General features: G+C 39.2%; 24 protein-coding genes and 1 riboswitch. Of the genes, 1 reads left to right on the forward strand and 23 read right to left on the reverse strand.

Annotation, left to right across the window (positions count from 1 at the left end; all coding sequences use genetic code 11):
- Window positions 1-695 precede the first annotated feature (695 nt).
- The 16 genes from glyA to J2Z23_RS12290 form a co-directional block, all read right to left on the reverse strand.
- Window positions 696-1,931, reverse strand: a complete 1,236-nt coding sequence (glyA, locus tag J2Z23_RS12215) for a serine hydroxymethyltransferase (protein ID WP_209974091.1) — start codon at window positions 1,929-1,931, stop codon at window positions 696-698.
- Between the two features lie 258 nt (window positions 1,932-2,189).
- Window positions 2,190-2,741 carry a TIGR01440 family protein gene (locus tag J2Z23_RS12220; RefSeq protein ID WP_064468833.1) on the reverse strand — a complete coding sequence of 184 codons (552 nt, stop codon included), beginning with the start codon at window positions 2,739-2,741 and terminating at the stop codon, window positions 2,190-2,192.
- On the reverse strand, window positions 2,738-3,208 hold the full coding sequence (gene rpiB, locus J2Z23_RS12225) for a ribose 5-phosphate isomerase B (RefSeq protein WP_057982648.1): 471 nt from the start codon (window positions 3,206-3,208) through the stop codon (window positions 2,738-2,740). The genes J2Z23_RS12220 and rpiB overlap by 4 nt, the downstream gene beginning before the upstream one ends.
- A 264-nt stretch (window positions 3,209-3,472) precedes the next feature.
- Window positions 3,473-4,762, reverse strand: a complete 1,290-nt coding sequence (locus tag J2Z23_RS12230) for a methyl-accepting chemotaxis protein (RefSeq protein WP_057982650.1) — start codon at window positions 4,760-4,762, stop codon at window positions 3,473-3,475.
- A 31-nt stretch (window positions 4,763-4,793) separates the two neighbouring features.
- Window positions 4,794-5,234 (reverse strand): low molecular weight protein arginine phosphatase, encoded by a 441-nt coding sequence (locus J2Z23_RS12235; RefSeq protein ID WP_238456226.1) that lies wholly within the window; start codon window positions 5,232-5,234, stop codon window positions 4,794-4,796.
- A gap of 297 nt (window positions 5,235-5,531) precedes the next feature.
- Window positions 5,532-6,086: a manganese efflux pump MntP gene (locus J2Z23_RS12240; RefSeq protein ID WP_082881488.1), complete on the reverse strand. Its 555-nt coding sequence runs from the start codon at window positions 6,084-6,086 to the stop codon at window positions 5,532-5,534.
- A gap of 313 nt (window positions 6,087-6,399) precedes the next feature.
- Complete coding sequence (locus tag J2Z23_RS12245; RefSeq protein ID WP_064468896.1) at window positions 6,400-7,458, reverse strand: L-threonylcarbamoyladenylate synthase; 1,059 nt, start codon at window positions 7,456-7,458, stop codon at window positions 6,400-6,402.
- A 407-nt stretch (window positions 7,459-7,865) separates the two neighbouring features.
- The gene (spoIIR, locus tag J2Z23_RS12250; RefSeq protein WP_128738691.1) at window positions 7,866-8,735 is read right to left on the reverse strand and encodes a stage II sporulation protein R; all 870 of its coding nucleotides are present in this window, start codon (window positions 8,733-8,735) and stop codon (window positions 7,866-7,868) included.
- Window positions 8,736-9,113: 378 nt separating this feature from the next.
- Window positions 9,114-9,974 (reverse strand): peptide chain release factor N(5)-glutamine methyltransferase, encoded by an 861-nt coding sequence (gene prmC, locus J2Z23_RS12255; RefSeq protein ID WP_064468831.1) that lies wholly within the window; start codon window positions 9,972-9,974, stop codon window positions 9,114-9,116.
- Window positions 9,975-11,045: a peptide chain release factor 1 gene (gene prfA / locus J2Z23_RS12260; RefSeq protein ID WP_057982658.1), complete on the reverse strand. Its 1,071-nt coding sequence runs from the start codon at window positions 11,043-11,045 to the stop codon at window positions 9,975-9,977. It lies immediately after the preceding gene.
- Window positions 11,046-11,184: 139 nt separating this feature from the next.
- The gene (locus tag J2Z23_RS12265) at window positions 11,185-11,814 is read right to left on the reverse strand and encodes a thymidine kinase (protein WP_064468830.1); all 630 of its coding nucleotides are present in this window, start codon (window positions 11,812-11,814) and stop codon (window positions 11,185-11,187) included.
- 148 nt (window positions 11,815-11,962) lie between these two features.
- Window positions 11,963-12,169 (reverse strand): 50S ribosomal protein L31, encoded by a 207-nt coding sequence (rpmE, locus tag J2Z23_RS12270; RefSeq protein WP_057982661.1) that lies wholly within the window; start codon window positions 12,167-12,169, stop codon window positions 11,963-11,965.
- A gap of 228 nt (window positions 12,170-12,397) precedes the next feature.
- The gene (gene rho / locus J2Z23_RS12275; RefSeq protein ID WP_057982664.1) at window positions 12,398-13,681 is read right to left on the reverse strand and encodes a transcription termination factor Rho; all 1,284 of its coding nucleotides are present in this window, start codon (window positions 13,679-13,681) and stop codon (window positions 12,398-12,400) included.
- 348 nt (window positions 13,682-14,029) lie between these two features.
- On the reverse strand, window positions 14,030-15,316 hold the full coding sequence (locus J2Z23_RS12280) for a UDP-N-acetylglucosamine 1-carboxyvinyltransferase (RefSeq protein WP_057982665.1): 1,287 nt from the start codon (window positions 15,314-15,316) through the stop codon (window positions 14,030-14,032).
- Between the two features lie 560 nt (window positions 15,317-15,876).
- The gene (locus tag J2Z23_RS12285) at window positions 15,877-16,731 is read right to left on the reverse strand and encodes a class II fructose-bisphosphate aldolase (protein ID WP_057982667.1); all 855 of its coding nucleotides are present in this window, start codon (window positions 16,729-16,731) and stop codon (window positions 15,877-15,879) included.
- 138 nt (window positions 16,732-16,869) lie between these two features.
- Complete coding sequence (locus tag J2Z23_RS12290; protein ID WP_057982669.1) at window positions 16,870-17,259, reverse strand: response regulator; 390 nt, start codon at window positions 17,257-17,259, stop codon at window positions 16,870-16,872.
- A 184-nt stretch (window positions 17,260-17,443) separates the two neighbouring features.
- Here J2Z23_RS12290 and J2Z23_RS12295 point away from each other — a divergent pair, with 184 nt between their 5' ends.
- Window positions 17,444-17,962 carry a DUF2529 domain-containing protein gene (locus J2Z23_RS12295; protein ID WP_057996065.1) on the forward strand — a complete coding sequence of 173 codons (519 nt, stop codon included), beginning with the start codon at window positions 17,444-17,446 and terminating at the stop codon, window positions 17,960-17,962.
- Window positions 17,963-18,109: 147 nt separating this feature from the next.
- On the opposite strand, the gene J2Z23_RS12300 is transcribed toward J2Z23_RS12295, so the two are convergent.
- The 7 genes from J2Z23_RS12300 to J2Z23_RS12330 form a co-directional block, all read right to left on the reverse strand.
- Window positions 18,110-18,328 (reverse strand): hypothetical protein, encoded by a 219-nt coding sequence (locus J2Z23_RS12300; protein ID WP_064468829.1) that lies wholly within the window; start codon window positions 18,326-18,328, stop codon window positions 18,110-18,112.
- A 236-nt stretch (window positions 18,329-18,564) separates the two neighbouring features.
- Window positions 18,565-19,119: a DNA-directed RNA polymerase subunit delta gene (rpoE, locus tag J2Z23_RS12305; RefSeq protein WP_057996005.1), complete on the reverse strand. Its 555-nt coding sequence runs from the start codon at window positions 19,117-19,119 to the stop codon at window positions 18,565-18,567.
- A gap of 684 nt (window positions 19,120-19,803) precedes the next feature.
- Window positions 19,804-20,004, reverse strand: a complete 201-nt coding sequence (locus J2Z23_RS12310) for a hypothetical protein (protein WP_057996004.1) — start codon at window positions 20,002-20,004, stop codon at window positions 19,804-19,806.
- Window positions 20,005-20,211: 207 nt separating this feature from the next.
- Window positions 20,212-22,320 (reverse strand): (Fe-S)-binding protein, encoded by a 2,109-nt coding sequence (locus J2Z23_RS12315; protein WP_209974093.1) that lies wholly within the window; start codon window positions 22,318-22,320, stop codon window positions 20,212-20,214.
- A gap of 292 nt (window positions 22,321-22,612) precedes the next feature.
- Window positions 22,613-23,827 (reverse strand): ABC transporter ATP-binding protein, encoded by a 1,215-nt coding sequence (locus tag J2Z23_RS12320; protein ID WP_209974095.1) that lies wholly within the window; start codon window positions 23,825-23,827, stop codon window positions 22,613-22,615.
- A gap of 2 nt (window positions 23,828-23,829) precedes the next feature.
- Window positions 23,830-24,885: a FecCD family ABC transporter permease gene (locus tag J2Z23_RS12325; protein ID WP_064468826.1), complete on the reverse strand. Its 1,056-nt coding sequence runs from the start codon at window positions 24,883-24,885 to the stop codon at window positions 23,830-23,832.
- Window positions 24,848-25,849: an ABC transporter substrate-binding protein gene (locus tag J2Z23_RS12330; protein ID WP_057982687.1), complete on the reverse strand. Its 1,002-nt coding sequence runs from the start codon at window positions 25,847-25,849 to the stop codon at window positions 24,848-24,850. The genes J2Z23_RS12325 and J2Z23_RS12330 overlap by 38 nt, the downstream gene beginning before the upstream one ends.
- Before the next feature lie 261 nt (window positions 25,850-26,110).
- A riboswitch (cobalamin riboswitch) is annotated at window positions 26,111-26,305 on the reverse strand.
- Window positions 26,306-26,339 lie beyond the last annotated feature (34 nt).

A 26,339-nucleotide genomic window follows, 5' to 3' on the forward strand; every position in this document is an offset into this window, starting at 1 on the left:
TGGCGACTTCTGGGGGATTAGCTCACCGCACGCCCCCTGGAAAGCGTCCACCTGAAGCGTAAATCAACGTTGTTCGGATTTGAAGGCTAAAATCTCTATTATGAAATTGATTCAACCATCTAAAAAATCCACTTTTCAGTACGAAAAGTGGATTCAGACTGTAGACAAACACCATGAATTTTGCTGTTTGCCTACAGTCTTTTTTCTTTTAAATTAGAGATAAAGCTAGAAAGGTTGATTTCCGCTGCGAGTGGACGCTTTCCGCGGGCACGGCTTCAGCCGCTTCCCTCGCTGCGCTCAGTCCAGGGTCTTCAGCTCGCGCTGTTCCCGCTGGAGTCGCCACTCTCCGCTCCAATCAACGGTGTTTCCTATTAACTGAATGAGATGATGGATATGATGACGAAGAATCAAATTAATGGACGCGAACAGCTGGAAATGCTGACAATACCCTTAGGGGACTTAAGAAAATGTCCATGCAGGCGATGCTGACTTTTGCTGCCTTACATCTTAAGAAGCTGGACAGCTGGACATGGAAAACGCCAACCATGGCGTAATAGAAACGATAAGGAGAGCATTTATGGTTCTTTTTCATAGAATGATCCTGTATGAATAGCAAAAGGGTTGGAAATCATTTTGATTTCCAACCCTTTTGTCTACACTCTGCCACTTTTCAGTTAGAAAAGTGGATTTTCATTTTATTCATATAAAGAAAATTTTGCTGTTAGGGAAGAAACTCGTTCTCGTGCTTCTGCAAGTTTTGTTTCATCTTCATGGTTCTTTAAAACTAAACCAATAATCGATGCTATTTCATCCATCTCCTCAAGCCCAAAGCCACGGGACGTTACTGCAGGCGTACCAATTCTAATACCACTTGTCGTAAATGGACCTTCTGGGTCAAAAGGTATTGTATTTTTATTCACAGTTACACCAATATCATCCAAAACTTTTTCGGCTACTTTTCCTGTCAAACCAACTGAGCGCAGATCAAGGAGTAGCAAATGGTTATCTGTTCCACCCGATACTAGTTTTAATCCTTCTTTTTGTAAAGCTTCACCAAGACGTTTAGCATTGTTAATGATATTTTGGCTATACGTTTTAAAGTCTTCTGTCAATACTTCACCAAAGGCTACCGCTTTAGCCGCAATTACGTGCATAAGTGGACCACCTTGAATTCCAGGGAACACAGATTTATCAATTTTTTTGCCAAACTCTTCCTTACATAAAATCATTCCACCACGAGGGCCTCTCAATGTTTTATGAGTAGTCGTTGTAACAAAGTCTGCATAAGGAACTGGGTTAGGATGATGACCAGTTGCAACAAGGCCTGCTATATGGGCCATGTCCACCATTAAATAGGCGCCCACTTCATCTGCAATCTCACGAAACTTTTTAAAATCGATCGTACGAGGATATGCGCTAGCTCCAACAACAATCAATTTTGGTTTATGTTCCACAGCTTTTTGGCGTACATCTTCATAGTTAATATAATGAGTTTCTTCATCTACACCATATTCTACAAAGTTATACAAAACCCCACTGAAATTCACCGGACTCCCGTGAGTAAGATGCCCACCATGAGATAGATTCATCCCAAGAACTGTATCTCCTGGCTCTAGAATCGTAAAGTACACAGCCATATTTGCCTGTGCTCCTGAATGTGGCTGAACATTGACATATTCGGCTCCGAAGATTTCCTTCGCCCGATCACGAGCAAGATTTTCGGCAACATCTACATATTCACAACCACCATAATAACGACGACCTGGATATCCTTCTGCATATTTATTCGTTAGGACAGAACCTTGAGCTTCCATAACTGCGGTACTCACAAAATTTTCTGATGCAATTAATTCAATTTTTGTGCGTTGACGTTTTAATTCGTTTTGAATCGCTTCATACAACTGTGGATCTTGTTTGGCAATGATGCTCATTTCTCATTCCCCCTATTATTTGACCGTATCAACTTTTGTATATTCATTCTTATTCTACCACGCAGAAAGTTCCTTGCAAGCATATTCTAGATTATTTTTTGCCAATTCTTAACGTTTATGCTTAAAATCTGAAAAACGTTCATGTTTTTCAATACAGAAATAAATTTTGTCACTGCCGCTATTTCAACAAGGAACAGCTCGTATAAGCCCGATAAAACCAAAAATCAGAGGGAAATTCCCCCTGATAGACACCAATTTCTATTTATATATCGCTCGTGCACCGCCAATTAATTTCGGCCGAGTGATCGCGGTTGTGACATGGGCATGCCCAATTTGTTTTTGCTCGATTCGAACAGGAACAGCGACATGCTTTAAATGCATCCCAATAAAAGTATCACCAATATCAATTCCCGCATCCGCTTGGATAAATTCTACTACAACAGGATTCTTAAAATGTTGATAAGCATATGTTGCCATAGAGCCTCCCGCGTAAGGAGCAGGAACGACAGAAACTTTTTCCCAGCCTTTTTTTTCAGCTATTTCTTTTTCAAGCACCACCGCTCGATTTAAATGTTCACAGCACTGGAATGCTAAGTAAAGCTGTTTTTCCAGCGCATATTTATGGAGTGCTTCAAATAAAATTGCTGCAACCTCCATTGTGCCAGATGTCCCTATTTTTTCACCAATAATTTCTGATGTTGAACACCCGACAACTAAAATACTTCCTTGTTCGAGTTGAAAATGCTCTTTACATCCTTGAACAAGTTGATCCACTTCTTGGCTCCACTTCTTTATAGCCGTGTTGCTCATTCTCCTCTTTCACTTCCTGCTGCTACTTCTGCTTCCTCATAATCGCTTATCTTATCAATTCTATTTTTGTGCCGCCCACCTTCAAATTCGGTTAACAGCCAAGTTTTTGCGATTTCACTTGCTAACCCAGCCCCAATCACTCTCTCGCCCATGGCCAGCATATTACTATCATTATGAAGTCGAGTCATTTTTGCACTAAATACGTCATGAACAAGAGCACAACGAATCCCTTTAACTTTATTGGCTGATATACTCATTCCAATTCCTGTTCCACAAATCAAAATTCCGCGATCAAATTCCCCCTGTGCCACTTTCTCAGCTACAGGCATTGCATAATCAGGATAATCAACAGATGTTTCGCAATCACATCCGAAATCTTGATATTCTATTTCTAATTCCTCTAATAATTCACGAATCACTTCACGGATGTGAATCCCACCATGGTCTGACGCTAGCGCTACTTTCATTTAGATTGCCTCCTTAAAAGTAAGGACCGTTCTTATAAAGATTGTTCATAAAGACTATAAAATAAACTTGTCGTGTGAGGAACCTCGACTATGTACGGACACATTCTATGGCAACGTAGAAAACAGAACAGCCTGTCCAAACCATTGAAGTATGAGAAGATTAAAATGAACGTTAGGATTATATCCATACATTGGGCAACTCAGGCTTTTTATCCTCTGTTTTGAACACGAACTTATATGAACGGTCTTATGATCATAATACTATTATAAATAAAAACGGGCGACTGTGTCTTTTAATTTGCTAGCTTGATTCTCCAAAGCTATCGCTAATTGATCAATTTCTTCCATATCCTGAGCTTGCTTAGTCGCAACCCGCGCCACTTCTTCCGCTCCTGCCGAAGTCTCTTCAGCAATCGCCGCAACCTCTTCTGCTTGTCCCGAAGTTTCTTGGACATTTTCCATTTGTCGATCTACTAACTGCAAAATATCAGCTACAGATATAGCCGATTGGTGGATAGTTTCTGTCATTTTTCCAATGACAAGATTTGTTTGTTTGCCTCTCTCTACCTCTTCATCAACAGAAGTCACTTGCTCTGAAATCTGTTTTACTACATGTTTAACCTCTGTTTGAATATTATGTAGTAGGTCTGTAATTCCATGGACAGCATTTGCACTTTCATCTGCTAGTTTTCTAACTTCTTCGGCGACTACTGCGAATCCTTTACCATGTTCTCCTGCCCGTGCCGCTTCAATCGACGCGTTTAACGCCAGCAAATTGGTCTGATTGGCAATATCTCCTACCAGATGAATGATTTCCTCTACTTTAGAAGCATTGTCTTCCAATCTTTTAACAGATTTAAGAGATTGATCATTTCTATCTGCTAATTGCCCGATCCCTACCACGAGTGAGTCGACGACCTTTTGACTTTCCTTAAGTTCAGTCAACATTTCTTGGGAGATATTTTCTGATCTTCTTGCCTTATCTTGGACAAGTTTTGCCAGTCTTGTGATGTCCTCTACTGATTCCGCAGTAGCTTGTATAGCAGCGGCAGAGCTTTCAGCCCCAGAAGATATTTCAGAAATCGTATGTGCAACACTTTCCGCTTCTTCTGTTACTTTTTTAGATTTGTGTGAAATTGAAATTACATTCGCATTTGTTTGAGTAATATTTCCTTCAATCTGCTGGACAATTTCTCGTAAACTACCTAACATTTTGTTGAAAGCGAGACCTAGCGCTCTAATTTCATCATCAGTTTTGCCGATCGCCACATCAGTCCCAATATCTCCCTCTCCAGCCCTTGAGGCAGCTTCTTTCAATCTATGAAGTGGCTTAGTCATGATGGTGGCGCTTAAATACGCAAGAATACCTGACCAAATAATACCTAATAATAAAGTAAGAATAGTAAATACATGCTCATTCATATATTGATCAACAAACGGATAAACAAAATACAAGAAAATAGCACTCGTCGAAAATGTAATCATTGCTAATGTAGTCGTAAAAACGACTAACTTTTTCTGTAAACCAAAACGATATCGCTGCTTCTTTGTCATAATCCCTACTCCTGTCAATAGTAAGATCTCGTTACTCCTTAAACATTCTGCCAATCAACTCATTTAATTCCGTAAAGGTCATTTGATAAACTGTTCCATCTCCCCCATATGGATCTACTACATCAAGAGAACCTATGTCTTCTCCCAGAAATTCTTTTAATGTAAAAATTTTATCAGCATAAGCTGGATAGGAATTCATAACTATATCTTTATGCCCAGTCGTCATAGTAAAAACATGGGTAGCCCAATCTAAGTCATCTTTATTCAATCCTTTGGATTGATGCATGCATTCAATTCCATTTTCCTGTAAAACTTGAATTGTATTCTGGGCTGCACTCTCGCCTTCCATCGCAAACAAACCTGCAGATTTCGCTACCCCTTTCTTTCCCCATTTATGATTAAAAATAGCTTCTGCCATTGGACTACGGCAAGTATTACCAGTACAAATAAAGAGAACTTTCCAACCGTTCACTGTATGATCCCTCCAAATTTTATACATGACAAATATCCTTTTAAAAACATAGGCCAAAAGGCCGTATATTACTTTGTAAAAATTATCCCATACTTCCAGAAAAAAAGACAGCATTTTCCAGTTAGATCAGAAAAAAGTGAGATCCATTTATTCAAAACATAGCAAATATTCCGAAGCCGGAGAAAGACAAAAAACTTCCAACGGTTCGGATGATTTAACTTCAAGTTCCTAACTTATGTAACTAGTCAAAGACAGCAAAAACAATTGTATTTTTCTTCAACATTTCAACACTATGAATTACCACGGAAAAGGAACTAATAGCTTAATTCCATAAGCAATTAGGATAATTCCGCCTAATAATTCGCCGTACATTCCTAACATATTTTGCATTTTTCGCCCAATCAATAAACCACTCCAAGTCAATCCGATCGACATAGTGGAAAAGCAAATGACAGCTAGCGCCGCCTTTGCTCCAAAGATACCGAGACTCAAGCCCGCCGAAAAACTGTCTATACTTACTAAGAAAGAAAAAAGGAATACCCCCCAGCCAACAGGGATAACCGAGCTATCATCAGATCGAAATATAGTTAGAACCATTTGCAGTCCTAATATAATAAGTAAAAGCCCACCAATATATATGGTAATCTCTCCAAAGGTACCTGACAATAAATGCCCAGCAAATATTCCAATTAAGGGCATTAATAAGTGAAAGATACCGACGACTATCCCAATATAAAAAATCTGTCTAAGTCTGATTTTATATACACCCATACCTAAAGATATCGAAAAAGCATCCATACTAACCGCAAAAGCCATGATCACAATTGTCACAATCTCTGCAAGCACCCTAATTTCCCCTTTCCCCTCGGACATGCCTCTAAAGGAAAGATATGCGGGAAGGGATAAAACTAGAAGGTAGTTAGGAGATAAAAATTAGTGAACAAAGAATATAATTTAGGATAGTCGGAAAATAATGTGGAATAAGTTATAGTTTTTGAATGACGCAAATGGCATATGCTCCCTTTCCGCGGGCGAGTATCAAGTCTACTCAAGCTCGGCCCTTCCGCTCTCTTACTTCCATCAAGAGTCTCGCCTATTCCATTTGCTTGACCGGCTTATCGTTTTATATTTCCCACGCGATAAACCGAATACTAAATTATAATCATCAGTCTTGCTTGTCTTGAATTAGCCAATGATGTCCAGCCGCTTTTTCAAGTCGATTCATAATCGCTACCCCCACACCTAATTGCGGAAATACTTCTGAGTAAATAAAATCAACATGAGACTGATCAAATTCCCTTAAGGTGTAATAGAGTTGGTGTGCCACTTGATCAAGCTGTTTTCTACTACCAACATTAAGTATAAGGTCAGCTTGATATTTTTGTTTTGTTTCACTTGAAGCAAGTACACCTACCTTTAAACCCTGTTTACGTTTTTCATTAATTAAACTTTGAATCCAATCTACTTCCCCATCCACCAAATAGAGTGGAGCACTGGGCGAATAATGTTTATATTTCATTCCTGGTGCTCTCGGTGCATCCGTTTTTTCTAGTAAATTCGAAGCAATTTCAATTTTATCTGATACAACACTTTCTAATTCTTCCTTGGTAATTCCACCAGGCCGCAAAATAACCGGTACCTCACCTGTGCAATCTAACACCGTTGATTCAAGGCCAACTCCTGTTGCTCCACCATCTACAATCCCCGCGATTTTTCCATTAAGATCTTGTTGAACATGGAGAGCAGTTGTTGGACTCGGCTTCCCGGAACGATTTGCACTGGGCGCTGCTATAGGAAGGCCTGATGCCCGAATTAAGGCAAGTGCAACTGGATGACTTGGCATGCGAATCGCTACAGTATCTAACCCCGCTGTGACTAAATCAGATAAAACCCCAGGACTTTTTGGAAAAATTAGGGTGAGGGGGCCCGGCCAAAAAGCATCTATCAACAGTTTCGCCTGCTTAGATATTCCTGCTACCAGCTTTTCTAACTGTTGATATTCAGCAATGTGGACAATCAGTGGATTATCAGCAGGCCTCCCTTTAGCTTTGAAAATTTGAGCTACCGCTTCATCTGAATGTGCATTTGCCCCCAACCCATACACTGTCTCGGTCGGAAAAGCTACTATTTGATTATCCCGTATATACTGCGCAGCCTCAGCAATCCGTGGATAACCTTCAATATTATCCACATTACTATCCACAGGCCAATAGTTTGTGTTCATAATTTGTTCCCCATTTCTATTCAAACTATAAAGACCATTATATTTGTCTTTCTTCATTCATCAATATTAAAAAGGCGAACTAGTTATCCCCATCTGTGGATAACTAGTTCATTCCTAGTGGATAACTCCTGTTGATTATGTGCATAAGTATGCCCTAAACGCAAAACTTTCTTAACAAATCAACTAAAAATACCTTTTCTAATGCAAAGTCAAGATACTATTCTACTCCACAACTTATGTTACCTGAGTTTATCCACATATAATAAAGTCAAACCAATTCTGCTCACCACTAGTTTATCAGTGCAAATGCGATAAAGAAAGCAAGTTTTTTTACAATAGAGTGGTTTATTTCTTTTTGCGAATAATCCCCTATCTATTCATAGAAAAATCCCTCCATAGAGAGACTTTCAAAAGATTTTATCCCATAATTCAACTAGGAAAAACTTCACTTCCACTTCATCTTCTTGATTGACTACAATATCTGTTTCTGTTTCAGTATCCACAACTTCTTCGTTATCCCCAGACCCCTCTATATCCGACTCTGGTTCTTTATCCGTATGATCCCCTTCTTTATCTTTCTCTTGCCCTTTGGTCTTATCTTTATCTTTGTCCTGCTCTTTATCTTCATCTTGCCCTTTGTCTTTCTTTTCAACTTTCTCTTGCTTTTCAGGAACTTCCGTTTCCTCCTCAGTTGAAGATTCTGTTTTCTCTTCTTCAACCGTTTCTTCTACACCTTCACTTACAGCTAAACTATTAGAGAAGTCTAAAAAACATAATGGCGGAAAAAGTACACACCACCAATTCGCACCTTTTCCTTCTCCGATTGTAATCACAATCGCTTCATATGTTCCCGCCGGATAAAGATATTGTCCATAGAGTTTCGTCGGAAACTGCGCTTCATTAAAGTCTACTTGTACAGTATTATCTATATTGGCTTCATTTAGTTTTTGATTCGCAATTTCTTCAATGACATCCAAACGTGAGATCATTAATTCCCTAGCTTCTTCAAGTGAAGTTAATTCAGCCACCCATCCATTAATTTCTTCGTTTACAGCATCGCGTATTTCCCTTTTAACCGCTTGATCCTTTTCTTTATCACTATTCGCTAGTATACGTAAACGAATCGCTTCATCAGGTATTACTAAAGGATCTGTTGCCTGTGCTACATCCAATTTTGGTAAAACTAAACTTACTACAGTCCCCATCACTAAAACTAATATATACATCCACGCAATATTTTTTTGATAGAATCTTTTTTTCATATATTCCTTTTTCATTTCTAACTGCCCCCTCTACAAATGCAGTATAGACAGAAAAATAGAATCATATACATAGAAAAGCGGAAGTCTCCGCTTAGCATCGTACAAATTTTTCAGCAAAGGATGAACGACTAAAGGCGTGCCGTCCTGGCGCAACGTCGTTCTGACCTACATCCTGTAGGCCGGAGATATAGGAAACACGATGAACCGAAAGGGTGAATCGATGTTGACTTATCGTAGGAAGAAAACGTTAATTTGCTAGATGCTGGAGACTGGAGCTAGACACATAGAAAAGCGCAGGCGACTGATTAGCTACGTACAAACTTTTTAACAAAGGATGAACGGCTAAAGGCGTGCCATCCTGGCACAACGCCGTTCTGACTACATCCTGGAGTCCTAGGGTTTGCATTGAACGATGACAATGCGATCCTTTCCATTAATATCCCATAGGGTTTCCGTGAGCGCTGTTGGAAAGATGCTTTTCATCAAGGCAACAACTGCTTCTCCTTGTCCCGCTCCAATTTCAAAGGCAATCAACGCCTTGCCTTGAATGACTTTTGGCAAATCCAAAGCGAATCTTCTATAAAAATCAAGACCATCTTCCCCAGCAAATAAAGCCAAAGCTGGCTCATGTTCCTGAACAACTTCATCAAGAACATCGTGCACTGGAATATAAGGTGGATTAGATAATATAATGTCCTGTTTTTCACCTGCTTGTATAAGGGGCTCAAGTAAATCCCCTTGTCGAAAATGGATATTCGCCCCCAATGTATGCGCATTTTCCTTCGCTACATTTAAAGCATCTTGAGAGATATCGGTTGCGAGTACTTCTAATCCAGGGCATTCTAGTTTCATGGTAATGGCTATGGCGCCACTACCTGTCCCAATATCCGCTAATCTTAAATCCCTTGTTTCAGGGAAAAAATTACTGATTCTGTGTAATACAGCCTCGATTAATTCTTCTGTTTCTGGACGGGGAATTAACACATGCTTATTCACCTTAAATTTACGCCCATAAAATTCTTCATAGCCCATAATATGCTGAATCGGCTTACCAAGAGCATGTTGCGTAACTGTTTGTTCAAAACGCAGCCATTGGTCCTCTGTTAAAGGCATTCTTTGTTCCGCTAACAATTTTGATCTATCTACATTTAAAATCCACTGTAAGAGCCATTCACCAGCATTCTCATCTCGATTATGTTTCTTTAAACAAGAAGAAGCCCATTTCAGGGCCTCAAATACTTTTTTTGTTTCCATTTATTCTTCCACACTCTCGAGCTTTTTCGATTGATCTTCAATGATCAAGGTATCAATTACTTCATCCAGCTTCCCTTCTAGAATTTGATCTAACTTTTGGATCGTCAAACCAATTCTATGATCTGTTACTCGATTTTGCGGGAAATTGTAAGTACGAATTCGTTCAGAACGATCTCCAGAACCTACGGCTGATTTCCGGTTGGCATCATATTCTGCTTGGACTTCCTGTTGGAATTTATCATAAATACGAGCACGTAAAACTTTCATCGCTTTTTCTTTATTTTTAATTTGTGACTTTTCATCCTGACAAGAGACCACAATCCCTGTCGGAATATGTGTTAAACGTACAGCTGACATAGTAGTGTTAACACTTTGTCCCCCTGGTCCACTAGAAGCGAAAGTATCGACACGAATATCTTTTTCATGTATATCTACTTCCACCTCTTCTGCTTCTGGAAGAACAGCTACTGTCGATGTAGATGTATGAATTCGTCCACCTGATTCCGTTTCAGGAACACGTTGAACTCGATGAGCTCCATTCTCATATTTTAATTTCGAGAAAGCGCCATTCCCTGAAATCATAAAGATAATTTCTTTAAAACCTCCAAGGCCGGTTGAATGAGATTCAATCACGTCCGTTTTCCAGCCTTGCGCCTCTGCATAACGGCTATACATCCGATACAAGTCACCTGCAAATAATGCTGCCTCATCCCCGCCAGCAGCCCCACGAATTTCCATAATGACGTTTTTATCATCATTTGGATCTTTTGGAATAAGAAGGATTTTCAATCGTTCTTCCAAGCTGCCAAGCCTTTCTTGAAGCTCATTGACTTCTTCTTTGACCATTTCTCTCATATCATCATCTAGTTTGTCATCTAACATGTCTTTAGCATCTTGATATTCTTCTTGTGCTGTTTTGTATTCTCGGTATACTTCAACTGTTTCTGCAATACTGGATTGTTCTTTTGAGTATTCCCTTAATTTATCAGAATCACTAACTACTTCTGGATCACTTAATAACTCATTTAACTTCTCATATCGTTCTTCAACAGATTGCAATTTATCAAACATGTTTTTCACCTCAAAAATTGGCTTCCATGATTACTATAATATAACGTTGACCTGGTTCAAAGCAAACCATTCCACGGAAAAACCGAATTCGGCTGCTGTTTCCCAACATCATAACGTCCATATTCTTTCATTTTAGTGACTAGATAGTCTCTTCCTGATTTTCAAGTGCTCGGTTATATGTAGGTGAGGATTGTTTTGAAGGAACTTCATGATGATGGCGACAGCGTGCTTCATAGGCCTCAGCAGCACCTACCATAATAGTTGGATCTTCATAATAAGCCGGTTTGCCATTAATTAACCGTTGGGTACGACTAGCAGGTGAACCACATACTACGCAAACAGCTTGAAGCTTGGTTACTTGCTCAGCGATCGCCATTAATTTAGGCATTGGTCCAAATGGCTCTCCGCGAAAATCCTGGTCTAATCCGGCAATAATAATCCGATGACCTTGGTTTGCTAATTGTTGTACAATCGGCACTAAACTCTCATCAAAAAACTGTGCCTCATCAATTGCAATCACATCTGTACCTTCATCAATTCTGCGAAGTATATCTGTAGGAGACATGATCGTTTCCGCCATAATTGCTGTTCCATTATGAGAGACTACTTCGCTTATGCTATAGCGATCATCTAATTGAGGTTTAAACACAAGAACAGTTTGATTGGCAAATATCGTTCTGCGCACGCGACGGATTAGTTCCTCTGATTTCCCTGAGAACATGCTTCCGCAAACAACCTCTATCCAGCCTAATTGCTTCATCATTTCCATGAAGTTAAAACTCCTCCCTCTTCAGCAACTAAAGCACTCTTATTAGTATTATGATTAAAGTTGCTTTTTCGTTTCTATGTTATTCTTTTCATTTTTTAGCATTAAAAAAACAGGCAAAGGTACTTGCCTGTTTTTTAATCTACAGCTCTTATTTTTGTTTAAGGCCGTATTTTTTATTGAATCGGTCAATACGTCCATCTGCAGAAGCAAATTTTTGACGTCCTGTGTAGAATGGATGACATTCTGAGCAAATTTCAACTCGTACTGCGTCTTTTACAGAACCACTTTCAAATTCGTTTCCACATGCACATTTAACCATAACTTTTTTATATTCTGGATGAATTCCTGCTTTCATTCTTTTCAGCTCCTTATGCCCTGAATCATTTGCTGAAACAGAGTTAAATTACAATCCGAAAAACTTGTGTTCATATTATGCAATAAAAACACATTTTTTATTATATCAACACTGCATTTAGAATGCAATTATTTTCGACGAATTTCTATTGGAAACAATTTCTCTACTATCAAAGTAATGCTTCCATTAAGGAAATGAGAATTATATTTTAACTGAAAAACATATGATTTACACTAATGTTTTATTGTTTGTCCGTGTTTTTAATTCTTCAGTAAGCATATTAAAGAACTCCTCATTCGTTTTAGACTTCTTCAATTTGCGCATGAATTTTTCCATAAAATCCGGTGTATCTGACATCGCTTTACGCAATTTCCAAAGTTTATCCAATTGCTCCTTTGGAATAAGTAGTTCTTCTTTTCTTGTTCCAGAACGATGAAGGTCAATGGCAGGGAATATTCTTCTTTCTGCCAGCGAGCGATCCAGATGCAACTCTAAGTTTCCTGTACCTTTAAACTCTTCATAAATAACATCGTCCATTCTTGAGCCTGTATCGACAAGTGCAGTTGCTAGAATGGTTAAACTTCCACCCTCTTCAATATTTCGTGCCGCGCCAAAGAAGCGTTTCGGACGGTGAAATGCAGCAGGATCTATCCCCCCCGAGAGAGTTCGTCCACTTGGCGGGATCACTAAGTTATAGGCACGGGCCAATCGTGTAATACTATCCATCAAAATGACTACATCTCGCCGATGCTCCACTAGTCGCATTGCTCTTTCTAATACCAGCTCTGCTACTTTAATATGATTTTCCGGTACCTCGTCAAATGTCGAACTAACCACATCAGCATCAACCGAACGTTCAATATCAGTTACTTCTTCAGGCCGTTCATCTATCAATAATACAATTAACTCTGCTTCCGGGTGATTGGTTGTAATAGAATTGGCAATCGACTTCAATAGCATTGTTTTTCCTGCTTTCGGTGGAGCAACAATTAAGCCCCGTTGACCAAAACCTACAGGTGAAACCAAATCCATGATTCTTGTTGATAGATTGCTTGGGGTCGTTTCCAATTTTATCTGACGGTCAGGATAAAGAGGAGTAAGCGCAGGGAAATGAACGCGTTCCTTTGAACTTTCAGGGTCTTCTCCATTGACCGCTTCGACATGAAGCAATCCAAAATAACGTTCGTTTTCTTTCGGAGGCCGAACTTTACCGGAGACTTTATCACCATTTCTTAAATCGAAACGACGAATTTGCGAAGCTGAAATATAAATATCTTCTGAGCTAGCTGTATAATTAATCGGCCTTAGAAAACCAAACCCCTCAGATTGAATAATTTCCAAAACACCTTCCATAAAGAAAAAGCCTTCTCGTTCAGCACGAGCCTTCAAAATTGAAAAAATCAATTCTTTTTTTGTTAACTTACTGTAATAAGAAATTTTATATTCCTTAGCTAATTCATATAATTCTTTTAACTTCATATCCTCAAGTAAGGAAATATTTAAATCCGCCATTATGACACCACACTTTTTTAATTTCGAAAAATATTAAAAATAATAAAGACAAATACAACGATTCATTCAACTCATAAAATAATACTCTTGTTGATATATGGGAAGGATGCTAGTTAGCTACACAATGAAGAGTAGGATGCTTTGAAGATGTCTCTATATTACACGGAATTGGTAAAACTTGCAAAGGGAGTCTTTTTCATACCTCAGACTCCCCTTTTTAATGACTATTTATACTCTATATATTCAATTTCATGCATTCTTTTTAATAACTTATGCGTTTTAAGGATGAGCGACAAAGTTCATCACTTCCTATAGTAAGGAACGCCAACTATCTCAAGTTATATAGACCTATGCGTTCTTTATTTGTTCCATTTCTTCTTCTGACATTTTCTCACGCCAAATGGTTGCACCAAGTCCATTTAACTTTTCGACCAATCCACTATATCCACGGTCGATATGCTCTAGACCTGATACCTCTGTAACCCCATCAGCAAGTAAGCCAGCAATAACCAAAGCGGCACCAGCCCGAAGATCGGATGCCTTTACTTTTGCACCTTGTAATTCAGACGGACCATTAATAATAGCCGAACGGCCTTCTACTTTGATATTTGCATTCATCCGTCTTAATTCATCAATATGCTTAAATCGTCCAGAATAAATTGTGTCAGTTACAATGGAGGAACCTTCAGCCTTTGTTAATAGAACCGTTAATGGTTGTTGTAAATCTGTCGGAAAACCAGGATAGACAAGAGTTTTAATATCAATCGGCTTAAACTTATCTCCCTTACCAATAAAGATTTGATCATCTCCAACATCTACTTGAACGCCCATTTCTCGCAATTTGGCTGTTAAAGATTCCAGGTGATGAGGAATCACATTATCAATAAGGACTCCCTCGCCTACTGCTGAAGCCAAAATCATGTATGTACCTGCTTCAATACGGTCAGGTATAATTGTATGGCGACAACCATTTAATGTTTCCACACCATCGATTCGGATGACATCTGTCCCCGCGCCTTTGATTTTCGCTCCCATATTTGTTAGAAGTGTTGCTACGTCAATAATTTCTGGTTCTTTAGCTGCATTTTCAATAATAGTACGTCCTTTTGCTTTGACAGCAGCCAACATAATATTAATAGTTGCTCCAACACTAACAACGTCTAGATAAATGCGTGAACCACGAAGCTCATCTGCCCGTAAATAAATAGCCCCTTGTTCGTTTGTAACTTTTGCTCCAAGGGATTCAAAGCCTTTTATATGTTGATCAATGGGACGCGGTCCTAAATGACACCCACCTGGAAGACCAATTACAGCCTTTTTGAATCTCCCCAGCATTGCTCCCATCATATAATAAGAAGCTCTTAATTTTTTCACCTTTCCATTTGGTAAAGGCATTGAGACCATATTCGTAGGATCTACCGTCATAATTCCCTGATCAAATTGAACACCGCCCCCAATTTCTTCGAGCAATGCCTTTAAAGTATGAACATCTGAAATATCAGGTAGGCCCTCTATTGTCACAGGCGACTCAGCCAAGAGTGTCGCAGGGATCAAGGCAACGGCGCTATTTTTAGCCCCACTTACTTTAATCGTACCTTTTAAAGGATAACCACCTGCAATTTTAAGCTTTTCCATCTTAGTCGTCCTTTCTCACGATTAATAAGGATCAAAGGCTAATTTCGCAACATCCTGTTGCAACGCCTTTGTGACCTACATCCTGTAGGCCTAAGGATCAAAGGCTAATTTCGCAACATCCTGTTGCATGCCTTTGGGACCTGCTACTTGCAGGTCTAGTGTTATATAGTATTATATACGAATTTTGGCGAAACATGTAAAAAAGTAGTAATTTTTAACATTTGTGTAATCAATTCATTATATGAGGCCCAATTAATAGATTAACTATCTTTTTCTGTAGAACATTAAATAGGAGCGATAACGTTGAAGGAAGGACAATGAAAACCGCCCTTATAACGAGCGGCCACCATCGTCAATTCGTTTTCTAAAAATAAGTATAAATGGAGCTAGCCTTTAATCAGTTCTAAGCCCCATCGGGGTTGCGCCATGACGCGCAATTAGCCAAAGTTCGTTTAAAAACTGATCCAACGAAAAGCACAGTATGTCTCTTCCTCGTATCACCGTTAAAGGTACCCTGTGATTTCGTGTCTAGCTCCTGTTCCTAGCGTTTTCGGTTTAAATTAAGCTTTTCCAGCGGAACCAAATTCGCGCATTTTACCAATAACAGTTTCTTTAATGGTATCACGTGCTGGTCCAAGATATTTACGTGGATCGTAAAGATCTGGATTTTCTGCTAACACTTCACGTACTGTTTTGGCAGAAGAAATTTGGTTTTCTGTATTCACATTAATTTTAGCAGTACCCAAGGAAATTGCTCTTTGAATATCTTCAGTTGGGATACCTGTACCGCCATGGAGAACTAATGGCATGCCTGTTAATTTTCCGATCTCTTCCATTTCCTTGAATCCGAGATTTGGCTCACCTTTGTAAGGTCCATGAACAGAACCTAATGCTGGTGCCAAGCAATCAATACCTGTACGTTCAACCAACTCTGCACATTCTTGTGAATCAGCATAAATAATGCTTCCTGATACATCATCTTCTTGTCCACCAACAGTACCAAGCTCAGCTTCAACCGATACCCCATGGAAATGCGCAAGTTCTACGACCTTAGCGGTTGTTTCAACGTTTTGTTCAAATGGATCGTGAGAAGCATCGATCATTACTGAAGTGAATCCAGCATGGATAGCTTTCGCACATGCTTCAAAACTAGAACCATGATCTAGATGGATTGCCACAGGTACAGTTGTTCCGTACTCCTCCATTAAGCATTCAACCATTTTCACAACAAATTTAAAGCCACCCATATAACGAGCTGCACCCTCAGAAACACCTAGAATAACAGGTGATTTTTCTTCTTCTGCAGCTTGAAGGATTGCTTGTGTATACTCCAAGTTATTAATATTGAATTGACCTACTGCATATTTTTCTTCTTTTGCTTTATTAAGCATTTCAGTCATAGAAACTAATGGCATTGCTTCTTCCTCCTCTGGGTTAAACTGCGCACTGCTGTGCTTTTCTAGGACTATATCCTAAAGGTTAGTTTTCTTCCTTTCCTATCATACCAAATTCACTTATTTATTACCAACGATTTTATTATTGGAATAATATACCTAACTTCCTAAATGATCCTCGGTATTGCCTCCAAATAGGTATTCTTTTACCGCCTTACGAACATCTTCAATATCAAACGGTTTAGAAAAGTGTGCAACAACACCTAATTTCTGGGCACTTTTTATCATTTCATGTTCCCCATATGCCGTCATTATGATAACTCCAATACCAGCATCCATCTTTTTCATTTCGGCTAATATTTCCGGGCCACTCATGCCGGGAATTTTCATATCTAATAATACGAGGTCTGGATTATGCTCTTCTGTGATGGATAGCGCCTCTGGTCCATTGGCAGCTTGATAGATTTGATATCCCTCTTTTTGTAAAATTTCATTTAGCAAAATGCGAATACCAAATTGATCGTCGACAATTAATATTTTTTTTGTCATTTAATCTCCCTCTCCATATTTTCACTTAAGATATTAAGATATAAATTCAGTAACACTTGATAGTATTCTATGTTTATTTTACTTAGTCCTTCAAAAATCCCCTTTTTTCCGAGCGGTCGGCTTTTTTTCTTCATATTTCAACAGTATAATGGGAAAAGGAATAGGGAAAGGAGCAAATTTTAGCATGCAGAAAATGTTTACTACCCAATTATCAGGACTTTTCAACCGAATTATGGATAAGGAAGCTTATTCAATCGAAGATGGAGCGAGACTATTAGCGCAAGCTTCTGCGGGAGAAGGAGTCATTTATATAAAAGGCTTTGGAGAAATGGAAGGTGTTGTGATCGAAGCAACCCATGGTCAAGAAGCTTTACAAAATGTCCAAGTTTTAAAAGATCCCACTGAACTTAAAGCAACTGACCGTGTTTTACTTTTCACACGTTTCTCCGATGATCAGGAGGCTAACCAATTAGCGGAACAGCTTCAAGAAAATGATATACCCTTTGTAGCTGTTTCTGGTATCAAAAAGGTAGATAGCCAACAGCTTCAAGATTTAGCGGATGTTCATATAAACACTTATGTAATAAAACCATTAATCCCCAATGAAGATGGAGAGAGAGTCGGATTCCCCTCTTTATTAGGAGGCCTATATATTTACACCTCTATTAAGTTTGTATTAGACGAGATCTTGTCCGAATACTAAGAAAAAGCGAAAGGCATTTGGTTTAAGGGATAGCTAAGTACGCGATTTCCAGTCGTAGCACCGGTCAGGATGGAACCTCTTGCTGCCTCCTAAATGGGCAAATTCCCCCATTCCTTATCCTATAAAAACAGCCATTTTTGCGCAAACTCATTGAACAAAAATGGCTGTTTTGAATTTTTTATTCATAATTACTTTTAAGCAACAATAAAATAATGGGTATGTTGGACGGAAGTTAAGAAATTGGCCTTGTTTGAACCAAGGTCGATTTTGCGATTTCAACATTTCAACGAGACGTAACTCTAGACTAAAGTCAGAGTAAATAATCCCATTTTTCTGATTGGCATTATTAATTTCATATGACGCCAATGACGTTCACCAATTAATTCCTCACCATATATTATAAGCCTTTGATCCTTTAATATCTTTAATGGTATCGACCTACATGATTGGCAAGAGTTAAGGTAGTAAGCCCCTCCTATTTCCTTTAAAAACAAAAACGTCCCACTACAATTGTGCAGTTGGAACGTGTTGGGTTATAAAAAACAGTCCTTATTCAGGAGCTCAAAAAATATTACTTAATAATTTTAGGGAAGTCAGATGGATTATTCCTCTTCCTCTTCCTCTTCTTCTTCCTCTTCTTCCTCATCATCATCTAAATCATAGTCTTTATCATCATCTTCAAGAAGATCGTCGTCGAATTCATCGTCTTCTTCAAATTCCTCTTCCCGTAGGGCTTCAAGGCTTTCATCCTCTTCCTCTTCCTCATCATCGAGAAGGTCTTCATCTTCTAGATCATAATCAAGTTCCTCTTCTTCCAAATCCTCAAGTAGTTCATCTTCATCTTTCGCTTTTTTCGCTTTCTTTTTCTTCTTAGGCTTTGTTGGCATAACAACCTCTTCATCGATTTGATCAATAGGATACCATTCGCGAAGTCCCCAACGATTCTCACCAAGTGTCATAAATCTTCCATCTATATTTAAATCTGTATAAAACTGAACCATTTTCTCTCGCATTTCATCTTTGGATAAACCTAAATTGGCACCCATCTCATCGATTAAATCCTGGAAAGAAATTGCTTCCCCTCTCGCTTCAAAAATTTGAAAAGCAAGCTCAATAAGTGACATCTCCTGTAATTCTTCCTTAGATTGTTGCAACATTGGAAATTCGCTCCCTTTATATTATTTATAACCTTTATAAACATATCTACAGCAAGAAATCTTTTAGTGCAGATTTCTCCCTGACAGGCATTTATTCTTCTTTGCCTAGCTATTTTAAGACTTTTGCTTACGATAAGTCAACAGGGTATCAGTTAGAACAGCGTTGCGCCTGAACGGCGCGTCCTAGCTGTTCAGCTTTACTATAAAAATATGTATGTCGCTGAACAGTCGCTTCCGCTTTTCTTTGTCCAGCTGCAGCTCCTAGCGACTAGCAAATTTACGCCTTCCTCCTACGATAAGTCAACATCGGCTCATGCTTCGCCGTGTTTCCTTTATCTCGTCAGAAGTCTCTAAATTTGTATGTCGCTGAACAGTCGCTTCCGCTTTTCTTTGTCCAGCTGCAGACGGCAGGGGCTCGGGGTCAAATAACCCTGAACCTATCAAGGGTAAATTCGCCCTTTCTAGGTTCAGGAACATTTGCCTGTCGCCCCTAAACGCCGTCTTCCGCTTTTCTTTGTCCAGCTACGGACGGCAGGGGCTCGGGGTCAAATAACCCTGAACCTATCAAGGGTAAATTCGCCCTTTCTAGGTTCAGGAACATTTGCCTGTCGCCCCTAAACGCCGTCTTCCGCTTTTCTCATTATAAACAATTTAAATTCATTTATGCTACTGTTTTCCCATTTATTATTGTTTTTTGTGATGATCTCCATTTTTTACTGAATTTCCCACTTCTTCCTTTTCAGATGTGGATTGGATTTTATGTACTAAAAAGAATAAAAAAATGGATGCTAGCAGAAATGGAATGGCCCCTAACGAGTTTTGATAAAGGAAAAAGCTGGCAACTAAGAATAGACTACCGACAATTATAAAAAGTACCATTTTCATACATCCACATCCTGTCATCAAGGTTTGTTCAGTAGCTTTTTAATAAAAAAGTTAAAAATAGATAGGGGTGTTATCCCTATCTATTTTTACATATTTAGAAGACTTTTTCCTCTTATTTATCCCGGATCACCAAATAATCAGTGAGGTTGGAAACTCCCTCACTGATTGAAGCTTACTTTATTCTATATTATGAATGATCCTATCCACTTATGATACTTTTTCATGGTTCCCACAAACGGATTTTTCCAGTAGTTCTGCTATATCATAGGTGCTAACATCATCTTCTACTTCTTTCGCTTTTGTACCATCTGATAACATGGTTAAGCAGTAAGGACAGCCTGAACTAATAATGGATGGGTTTACTTCCAACGCTTGCTCCGTGCGCGCTACATTTACTCGTTGCCCGACATCTTCCTCCATCCACATCAAACCTCCACCAGCTCCACAGCACATCCCATTCTCACGGTTCCGGTCCATTTCGACCAAGGTGATTCCCGGTATCGCTTTTAAAATTTCACGAGGGGGATCATAAACTTCATTATAGCGTCCGAGATAACAGGAATCGTGAAAGGTAATTCTCTCCTCCACATTAAATTTCGGCTTCAATCGTCCAGCTTGGATAAGTTGGTAAAGAAGTTCTGTATGATGATATACTTCCGCTTGGAAGCCTAAATCAGGATATTCATTTTTAAATAGATTATAAGCGTGTGGATCAATCGTCACTATTTTTTTAATCTGATGCTTTTCGAACTCCTTTATATTAGCTGCAGCTAATTCTTGAAATAAAAACTCGTTTCCCAATCTCCGTGGGGTATCTCCGGAGTTTTTCTCCTTATTCCCAAGGATCGCAAATTGCACCTTTGCTTCATTTAACAATTTTGCAAAAGCTAGAGCGATTTTCTGACTGCGATTATCAAAAGCTCCCATAGAGCCAACCCAAAGCAAATATTCGAATTCTTCTCCTGCCTTTTTCCGTTCCTTTACAGTTGGAACATAAACATCCTCACGAGCTTCTCGCCATATTTCCTTCTCTTTCCGATTTAGCCCCCAAGGGTTCCCTTGCCTTTCGATATTTTGCATGGCACGCTGGGCATCTGGATTTACTTTTCCTTCTGTTAATACAAGATATCGGCGCATATCGAGTATATGACTTACATGGTTATTCATGACTGGACATTGATCTTCACAATTTCGACAGGTCGTACAAGCCCATAACTCCTCTTCTGTTATAATTTCGCCAATCATACTTGGATGATAGTCTACAGTGGCAGCAGCCTCTTTCACTCCTTTACCTATTGCTGCCTTCGCCAATTTATTCCCCATTGTTCCTGCAAAAGCATATGTCGGAACCCAAGGCTGCTTACTCGTTACAGCTGCCCCATAATTCGTGAGATGATCACGTAATTTAGTCATAATATGCATAGGTGATAGAGCTTTTCCAGTTCCAGATGCTGGACACATATTGGTACAGCGCCCACATTCAACACATGCGTAAAGGTCAACTAGTTGTAAGTCTGTAAATTCATCTATCTTTCCTACACCAAACGTTTCTTGTGTTTCATCCTCAAAATCAATTGTTGATAATTTCTTTCCTTCATCAGATTCACTTAAGTAAACATTTGCTGGTCCTGCAATCAAATGAGCATGTTTTGATTGGGGAACATAGACAAGAAAGGCAAGCAATAGAATAAGATGGACCCACCAAGCAATAAAAAACGATACAGCCCCTGCCTGCGGACTCATCCAACTAAAGGCCATGGCTATTCCCGAGGCAACAGGTTCTGTCCATGTTACTGGTTCCTGATGCCAAATAAGGGACATGGCATTTCCGAATAATACGGATAGCATGAGTCCTCCAATAAATATTAAAACTAGACCAGCATAAATGCCCCTTTTTAATCTTGCTAACTTTTCAATGTAGCGACGATAAAAAGCGCCAATGACAGCTACTAAAATAAACAGTGTGACGATTTCTTGGAAGAATTTAAACCCAGGATATAAGGAACCTAGTGGAAGATGAGAAGTTGGGACAAGGCCCTTCCAGATAAAATCAATTGCTCCGAATTGCACAAGTATAAACCCATAAAAAAATACAACATGAATAAACCCACTCTTTTTATCTTTCAAAAGCTTCTTTTGACCAAAAACATTGACACCGATTTTTTTGAGTCGCTGCTTTATATCATGATCAAATTCTGTCTTTTTTCCAAGTTTAATATAAGCTATTCTTGTTTTCACAACGTAAATAAAGAGATATATAGAGTAAGCGGTTACAGACAGAAAAGCAATCCAATTGAGCCAGAACAATGCACCCATTACTAGCACTCCCTTTTCATATCTTAGTGTCTCTATCATATAAAATGAATGAACGTTCAGTCAATAGCCAAAAAATCATCATTAGATCTTTTTTTATTTGTTTTCTATTCAAAATATGTTGTAATAGTGCACTTTATTCCTAATAATAGCAAATTGTTCACCATTATCTTCAAAGAACAAAGCCCAAGGCGCTCGGATAATAACCTGGCACGGGTTCCTAAAACAGCCAAAAGCAATTACCTACCTTTGGCAAGTAATTGCTTAATGTCATGATGCCTCTATAGAATTTTGCTTATTTAATACACTCTATTTGTTCCTTAATTGCTTCAGATAAAATAGCGCGCAATTCACTTGGATTTATAGACTGACCATTTTGAGAAGCCGCAATAATAAACTTCCCTTCCATTTTTCCTAAAAGCGATGTTTCCACTTCACTAATCGCCAGAATCGCTTCTATATACCCTTTATCTGATAGAACACCATTGACGAAAACAATATGGTGATAAAACCTGCTGGCGGGATCTGTCCAAGTCACTATAAAAAGCTTGCCATATGTCCCATATTGACAATCTTGACGGTTTAAAGTCTCTGTTACCTGAAATTGGCTTTCCCAACCTGAGCTTCCATCTGAACTCATGACCTTTAGAGGGATAGGCGATTGAATAGAAAGTGTGGTTCCTTTAAGTCGAACAGACTTCTCATCGATCACTGCATTGTTAATGATCCTCCTGTCATTTGGAAGCAAAACCGTTTGCGGCTTTGGTCTTGTTGGATGTGCCAGCATTTCAACTTCCGTTTGATAGACCGCCTGAATAGATTGCTTGTGAATGACCTCTTCAACATTTCCAAGTGCATGAATTTTTCCTTTATCCAATAGAAGCAAACGATCACAATAAAGACTGGCAATATTTAAGTCATGAAAGATAGAAATAACAGTTAGTCCTCTTTCCTGAACCCAATTCTTCAATTGATCCAAGAGCTCTTTTTGAAATGCCAGATCCAAATGATTCGTTGGTTCATCCAATAGTAAAATTTCTGGATTTTGAGTTAAAGCTTGCGCCAAGAAAACTCGTTGCCTTTCTCCCCCTGAAAGAGAATGCAATAATTTATGTTGAAAAGAATGAACGCCTGTCGCCTTCATCGACTCCTCAATTATCTGTTCATCTTCTTCTCGATTCGTCTGAAATAGCCCCTTTTGATAAGCATAACGCCCCAGTGAAACAGTCTCTTTTACTGTATAGGCAAAAACTTCGGATTGAATTTGGGGCAACACTGCAATTTTTTTTGCGAGCTCTTTCGCGGCAAAACTTTGAAGAGCTCTATTTTGCAGAAGAATCTCGCCGTGCTTCGGTCGTAACAAGCCACTGATCATTTTCAATATTGTCGTTTTGCCACTTCCATTCGGTCCAAGAATACCAAAGATCTCACCTTGCTTTACTGAAAAGGAAAGATCTGTTAATACTTCGTAACTGGAATAACCACCGGAAATATGATTAATTTCAAGCATCATTACCCTCTACTTTCCTTTCTTCGTCTCATTAGAATAATCGCAAAAACAGGTGCACCAATGATAGCCGTAATCACTCCAATCGGTAGTTCAGCTGGCTGAATAATCGTCCGAGCAATCAAATCAGCTAAAATTAAAAAGCCGGCACCTACGAACATGGATAATGGCAATAAATGCTTATGGTCAGGGCCCCATAATAATCTTGTTAAGTGAGGGATAACTAAACCAACAAAACCAATAGTTCCGGAAACAGCTACAGCAGCACCTGTCAACAGGGAGCCTGCAAATAAAACTAGCCTTTTGCGTTTTTCCACATTAACGCCTAGATGCTGTGCTTGCTCTTCACCAAATGACATCGCATTTAATTCACGTGTATTGAATAACAATAGGAAGGCCCCAATCAAGAAAAATGGCACGTTAAGCCAAACATAACCCCAGCCACGCATGGAGACACTTCCGAGTAGCCAACCAATAATTTGCCTTAGTTCTTGTCCAGACAAAGCAATGATTAAGGAGAGGAAAGCTCCTAAAAAAGAACTGAAGATAATGCCGGTTAATATAATTGTCTCAACTCGCATTCCAGGTTCAATCTTCCGAGCAAAAAAGAGAACGATAAAAATAGTGATAAAAGCTGCGATAATACTAGCAATTGGTAGTGTTAATAAGCCCATAAAAGGGAGGCTAATTTGAAAGAAAATAACTGTTACTGCCCCAACCGAGGCCCCTGAAGAGACTCCCAAAGTATAGGGATCAGCCAACGGATTTCTCAATAAACCTTGAAAAGCGGCACCAGCAAGTGATAGAGATGCCCCTACTAATCCAGCAAGTATAACGCGTGGTAAACGTATGTTCAACACAATATTATCAAGCAACGGATCTACATCATTAGAAAGCGGAAGGAGATGATGGCTAAAAATAGCCATCATCTCCTTAAAAGAAACTTGGACCGTTCCAACCCCAACTCCAAGAAAAAATGTAATCACTAAAAAAGTGATAGAAAGGCTATATGAAATGCTTGGCTTATTCACCGTATGCTTCTGGATAAATGGCTTTAGCAAGCTCCTCTACTCCTTCAATAATACGCGGACCTGAGCGACTCACAAGATCCTCGTCTACTTGGTATACTTGTTTTTCTTTAACCGCTGTGACGTCTTTCCAAGCAGCCCGCTGTAAGACTTGATCCACCGCATCTTCCACATAACTATAATTTACAATGATCACATCAGGATTACTTTTAATTACGGCTTCCTCATTTAAAGTCGGGTATCCTTCTTCCTCAACAATATTTTCGGAATGAATAGCCTCCAACATTTCATTCATAAATGTTCCTGTTCCAGCAGCATAGATTTCCGGAGCAGGGGAAATTTCAACAAAGACCGATTTTTTCTCATCATTTGCAATTTCAGTTGTTTTCTCTGTAATATCGGCTAATTTTGCTTGCATATTTTCTACTATTTCATTAGCCTCATCTTTTTTACCAAGGGCTTTCCCAATTGTTTCAATTGTTTGGTACACAGCTTTAAAGCTTTGCGCATCCTCAATGACGAGCACTGTTACTCCACTATCTTCAAGTTGCTTTAAACCACTTTCCCATGTTGTTAGATTAGAACCATGTGCAAGAACCAGATCAGGTTTAAGAGAAAGTACTTTCTCTACATTCAATTCAAAGTTAGCGGCTACTTTTTCAATTTCATTCACCTCTTCAGGATAATTATCATATTCGGTAGACGCACCGACTAAATTATCTCCCTTTTCTAAAGCAAATACGATCTCAGTATTACTCGGCATTAAGGAAACAATCCGCTTTGGCTCTTCTTTAATTTCTACCTCTTTCCCAGTGGCATCCTTCATTGTAACTGGAAAAGCGACCTCATCTCCCGACGACTGCTCCTCTGTTATCTGATTCTGATTCTTACTCTCTTCCGGCTGTTCTGTGTTCGGATCGGCATTTGCCCCACAACCAGTCAATAACGTGAATAAAAGCAAAATGATTGCAATCGATGTGACATTCCATTTTCTCATCTAAAATTCCTCCATATAAAGTGAAACTTCAATCAGTGGGGGGTTCTTTCATCCCCCACTGATTGTTAGTTGAACCAATCGGGCTTTTACGGGGAGTGTATCCCCCACCTATGCTTCTCCGTATTCCATAAAGCCTTGAGGTGGGGGTATTACTGCCCGTTAAAGCGGGATAAAAAATAAAAACATCGCCTACTGGAGATGTTTGAGATATGTAGAGAACAGCAAAGCTAATACCCTTTCTCTCTCCCCATCCTCGTAGGTTGATTAACGATAGCACCGGCAGGTCTCCTGGCTTATGATCATCACTTGCTACCCCTTCCCATGCAACATATGCACAGTGGATTTTGTAGCAGCTCCCATTTACAGTGGCGGGACCGCGTTGGAATGACACCAACTTCCCTATTAAGTCGAAAACAAGAAAAGCAGAAGCCGCCCGCCTATGGCGCTGAAGCTTAACAAATGGCCACACAATCATTATTTTCGACACCGA

The sequence above is a fragment of the Lederbergia galactosidilytica genome (genome assembly GCF_017873565.1).
Taxonomy (GTDB): Bacteria; Bacillota; Bacilli; order Bacillales; family Bacillaceae_C; genus Lederbergia; species Lederbergia galactosidilytica.

Excerpts from the sequence above, each read along its gene's own strand:
- glyA (WP_209974091.1), bottom strand. The coding sequence starts at position 1,931 with ATGAGCATCATTGCCAAACAAGATCCACAGTTGTATGAAGCGATTCAA.
- J2Z23_RS12220 (WP_064468833.1), bottom strand. The coding sequence starts at position 2,741 with ATGAGCAACACGGCTATAAAGAAGTGGAGCCAAGAAGTGGATCAACTT.
- rpiB (WP_057982648.1), bottom strand. The coding sequence starts at position 3,208 with ATGAAAGTAGCGCTAGCGTCAGACCATGGTGGGATTCACATCCGTGAA.
- J2Z23_RS12230 (WP_057982650.1), bottom strand. The coding sequence starts at position 4,762 with ATGACAAAGAAGCAGCGATATCGTTTTGGTTTACAGAAAAAGTTAGTC.
- J2Z23_RS12245 (WP_064468896.1), bottom strand. The coding sequence starts at position 7,458 with ATGAACACAAACTATTGGCCTGTGGATAGTAATGTGGATAATATTGAA.
- spoIIR (WP_128738691.1), bottom strand. The coding sequence starts at position 8,735 with ATGAAAAAGGAATATATGAAAAAAAGATTCTATCAAAAAAATATTGCG.
- prmC (WP_064468831.1), bottom strand. The coding sequence starts at position 9,974 with ATGGAAACAAAAAAAGTATTTGAGGCCCTGAAATGGGCTTCTTCTTGT.
- prfA (WP_057982658.1), bottom strand. The coding sequence starts at position 11,045 with ATGTTTGATAAATTGCAATCTGTTGAAGAACGATATGAGAAGTTAAAT.
- J2Z23_RS12265 (WP_064468830.1), bottom strand. The coding sequence starts at position 11,814 with ATGGAAATGATGAAGCAATTAGGCTGGATAGAGGTTGTTTGCGGAAGC.
- rpmE (WP_057982661.1), bottom strand. The coding sequence starts at position 12,169 with ATGAAAGCAGGAATTCATCCAGAATATAAAAAAGTTATGGTTAAATGT.
- rho (WP_057982664.1), bottom strand. The coding sequence starts at position 13,681 with ATGGCGGATTTAAATATTTCCTTACTTGAGGATATGAAGTTAAAAGAA.
- J2Z23_RS12280 (WP_057982665.1), bottom strand. The coding sequence starts at position 15,316 with ATGGAAAAGCTTAAAATTGCAGGTGGTTATCCTTTAAAAGGTACGATT.
- J2Z23_RS12285 (WP_057982667.1), bottom strand. The coding sequence starts at position 16,731 with ATGCCATTAGTTTCTATGACTGAAATGCTTAATAAAGCAAAAGAAGAA.
- J2Z23_RS12290 (WP_057982669.1), bottom strand. The coding sequence starts at position 17,259 with ATGACAAAAAAAATATTAATTGTCGACGATCAATTTGGTATTCGCATT.
- J2Z23_RS12295 (WP_057996065.1), top strand. The coding sequence starts at position 17,444 with ATGCAGAAAATGTTTACTACCCAATTATCAGGACTTTTCAACCGAATT.
- rpoE (WP_057996005.1), bottom strand. The coding sequence starts at position 19,119 with ATGTTGCAACAATCTAAGGAAGAATTACAGGAGATGTCACTTATTGAG.
- J2Z23_RS12310 (WP_057996004.1), bottom strand. The coding sequence starts at position 20,004 with ATGAAAATGGTACTTTTTATAATTGTCGGTAGTCTATTCTTAGTTGCC.
- J2Z23_RS12315 (WP_209974093.1), bottom strand. The coding sequence starts at position 22,320 with ATGGGTGCATTGTTCTGGCTCAATTGGATTGCTTTTCTGTCTGTAACC.
- J2Z23_RS12320 (WP_209974095.1), bottom strand. The coding sequence starts at position 23,827 with ATGCTTGAAATTAATCATATTTCCGGTGGTTATTCCAGTTACGAAGTA.
- J2Z23_RS12330 (WP_057982687.1), bottom strand. The coding sequence starts at position 25,849 with ATGAGAAAATGGAATGTCACATCGATTGCAATCATTTTGCTTTTATTC.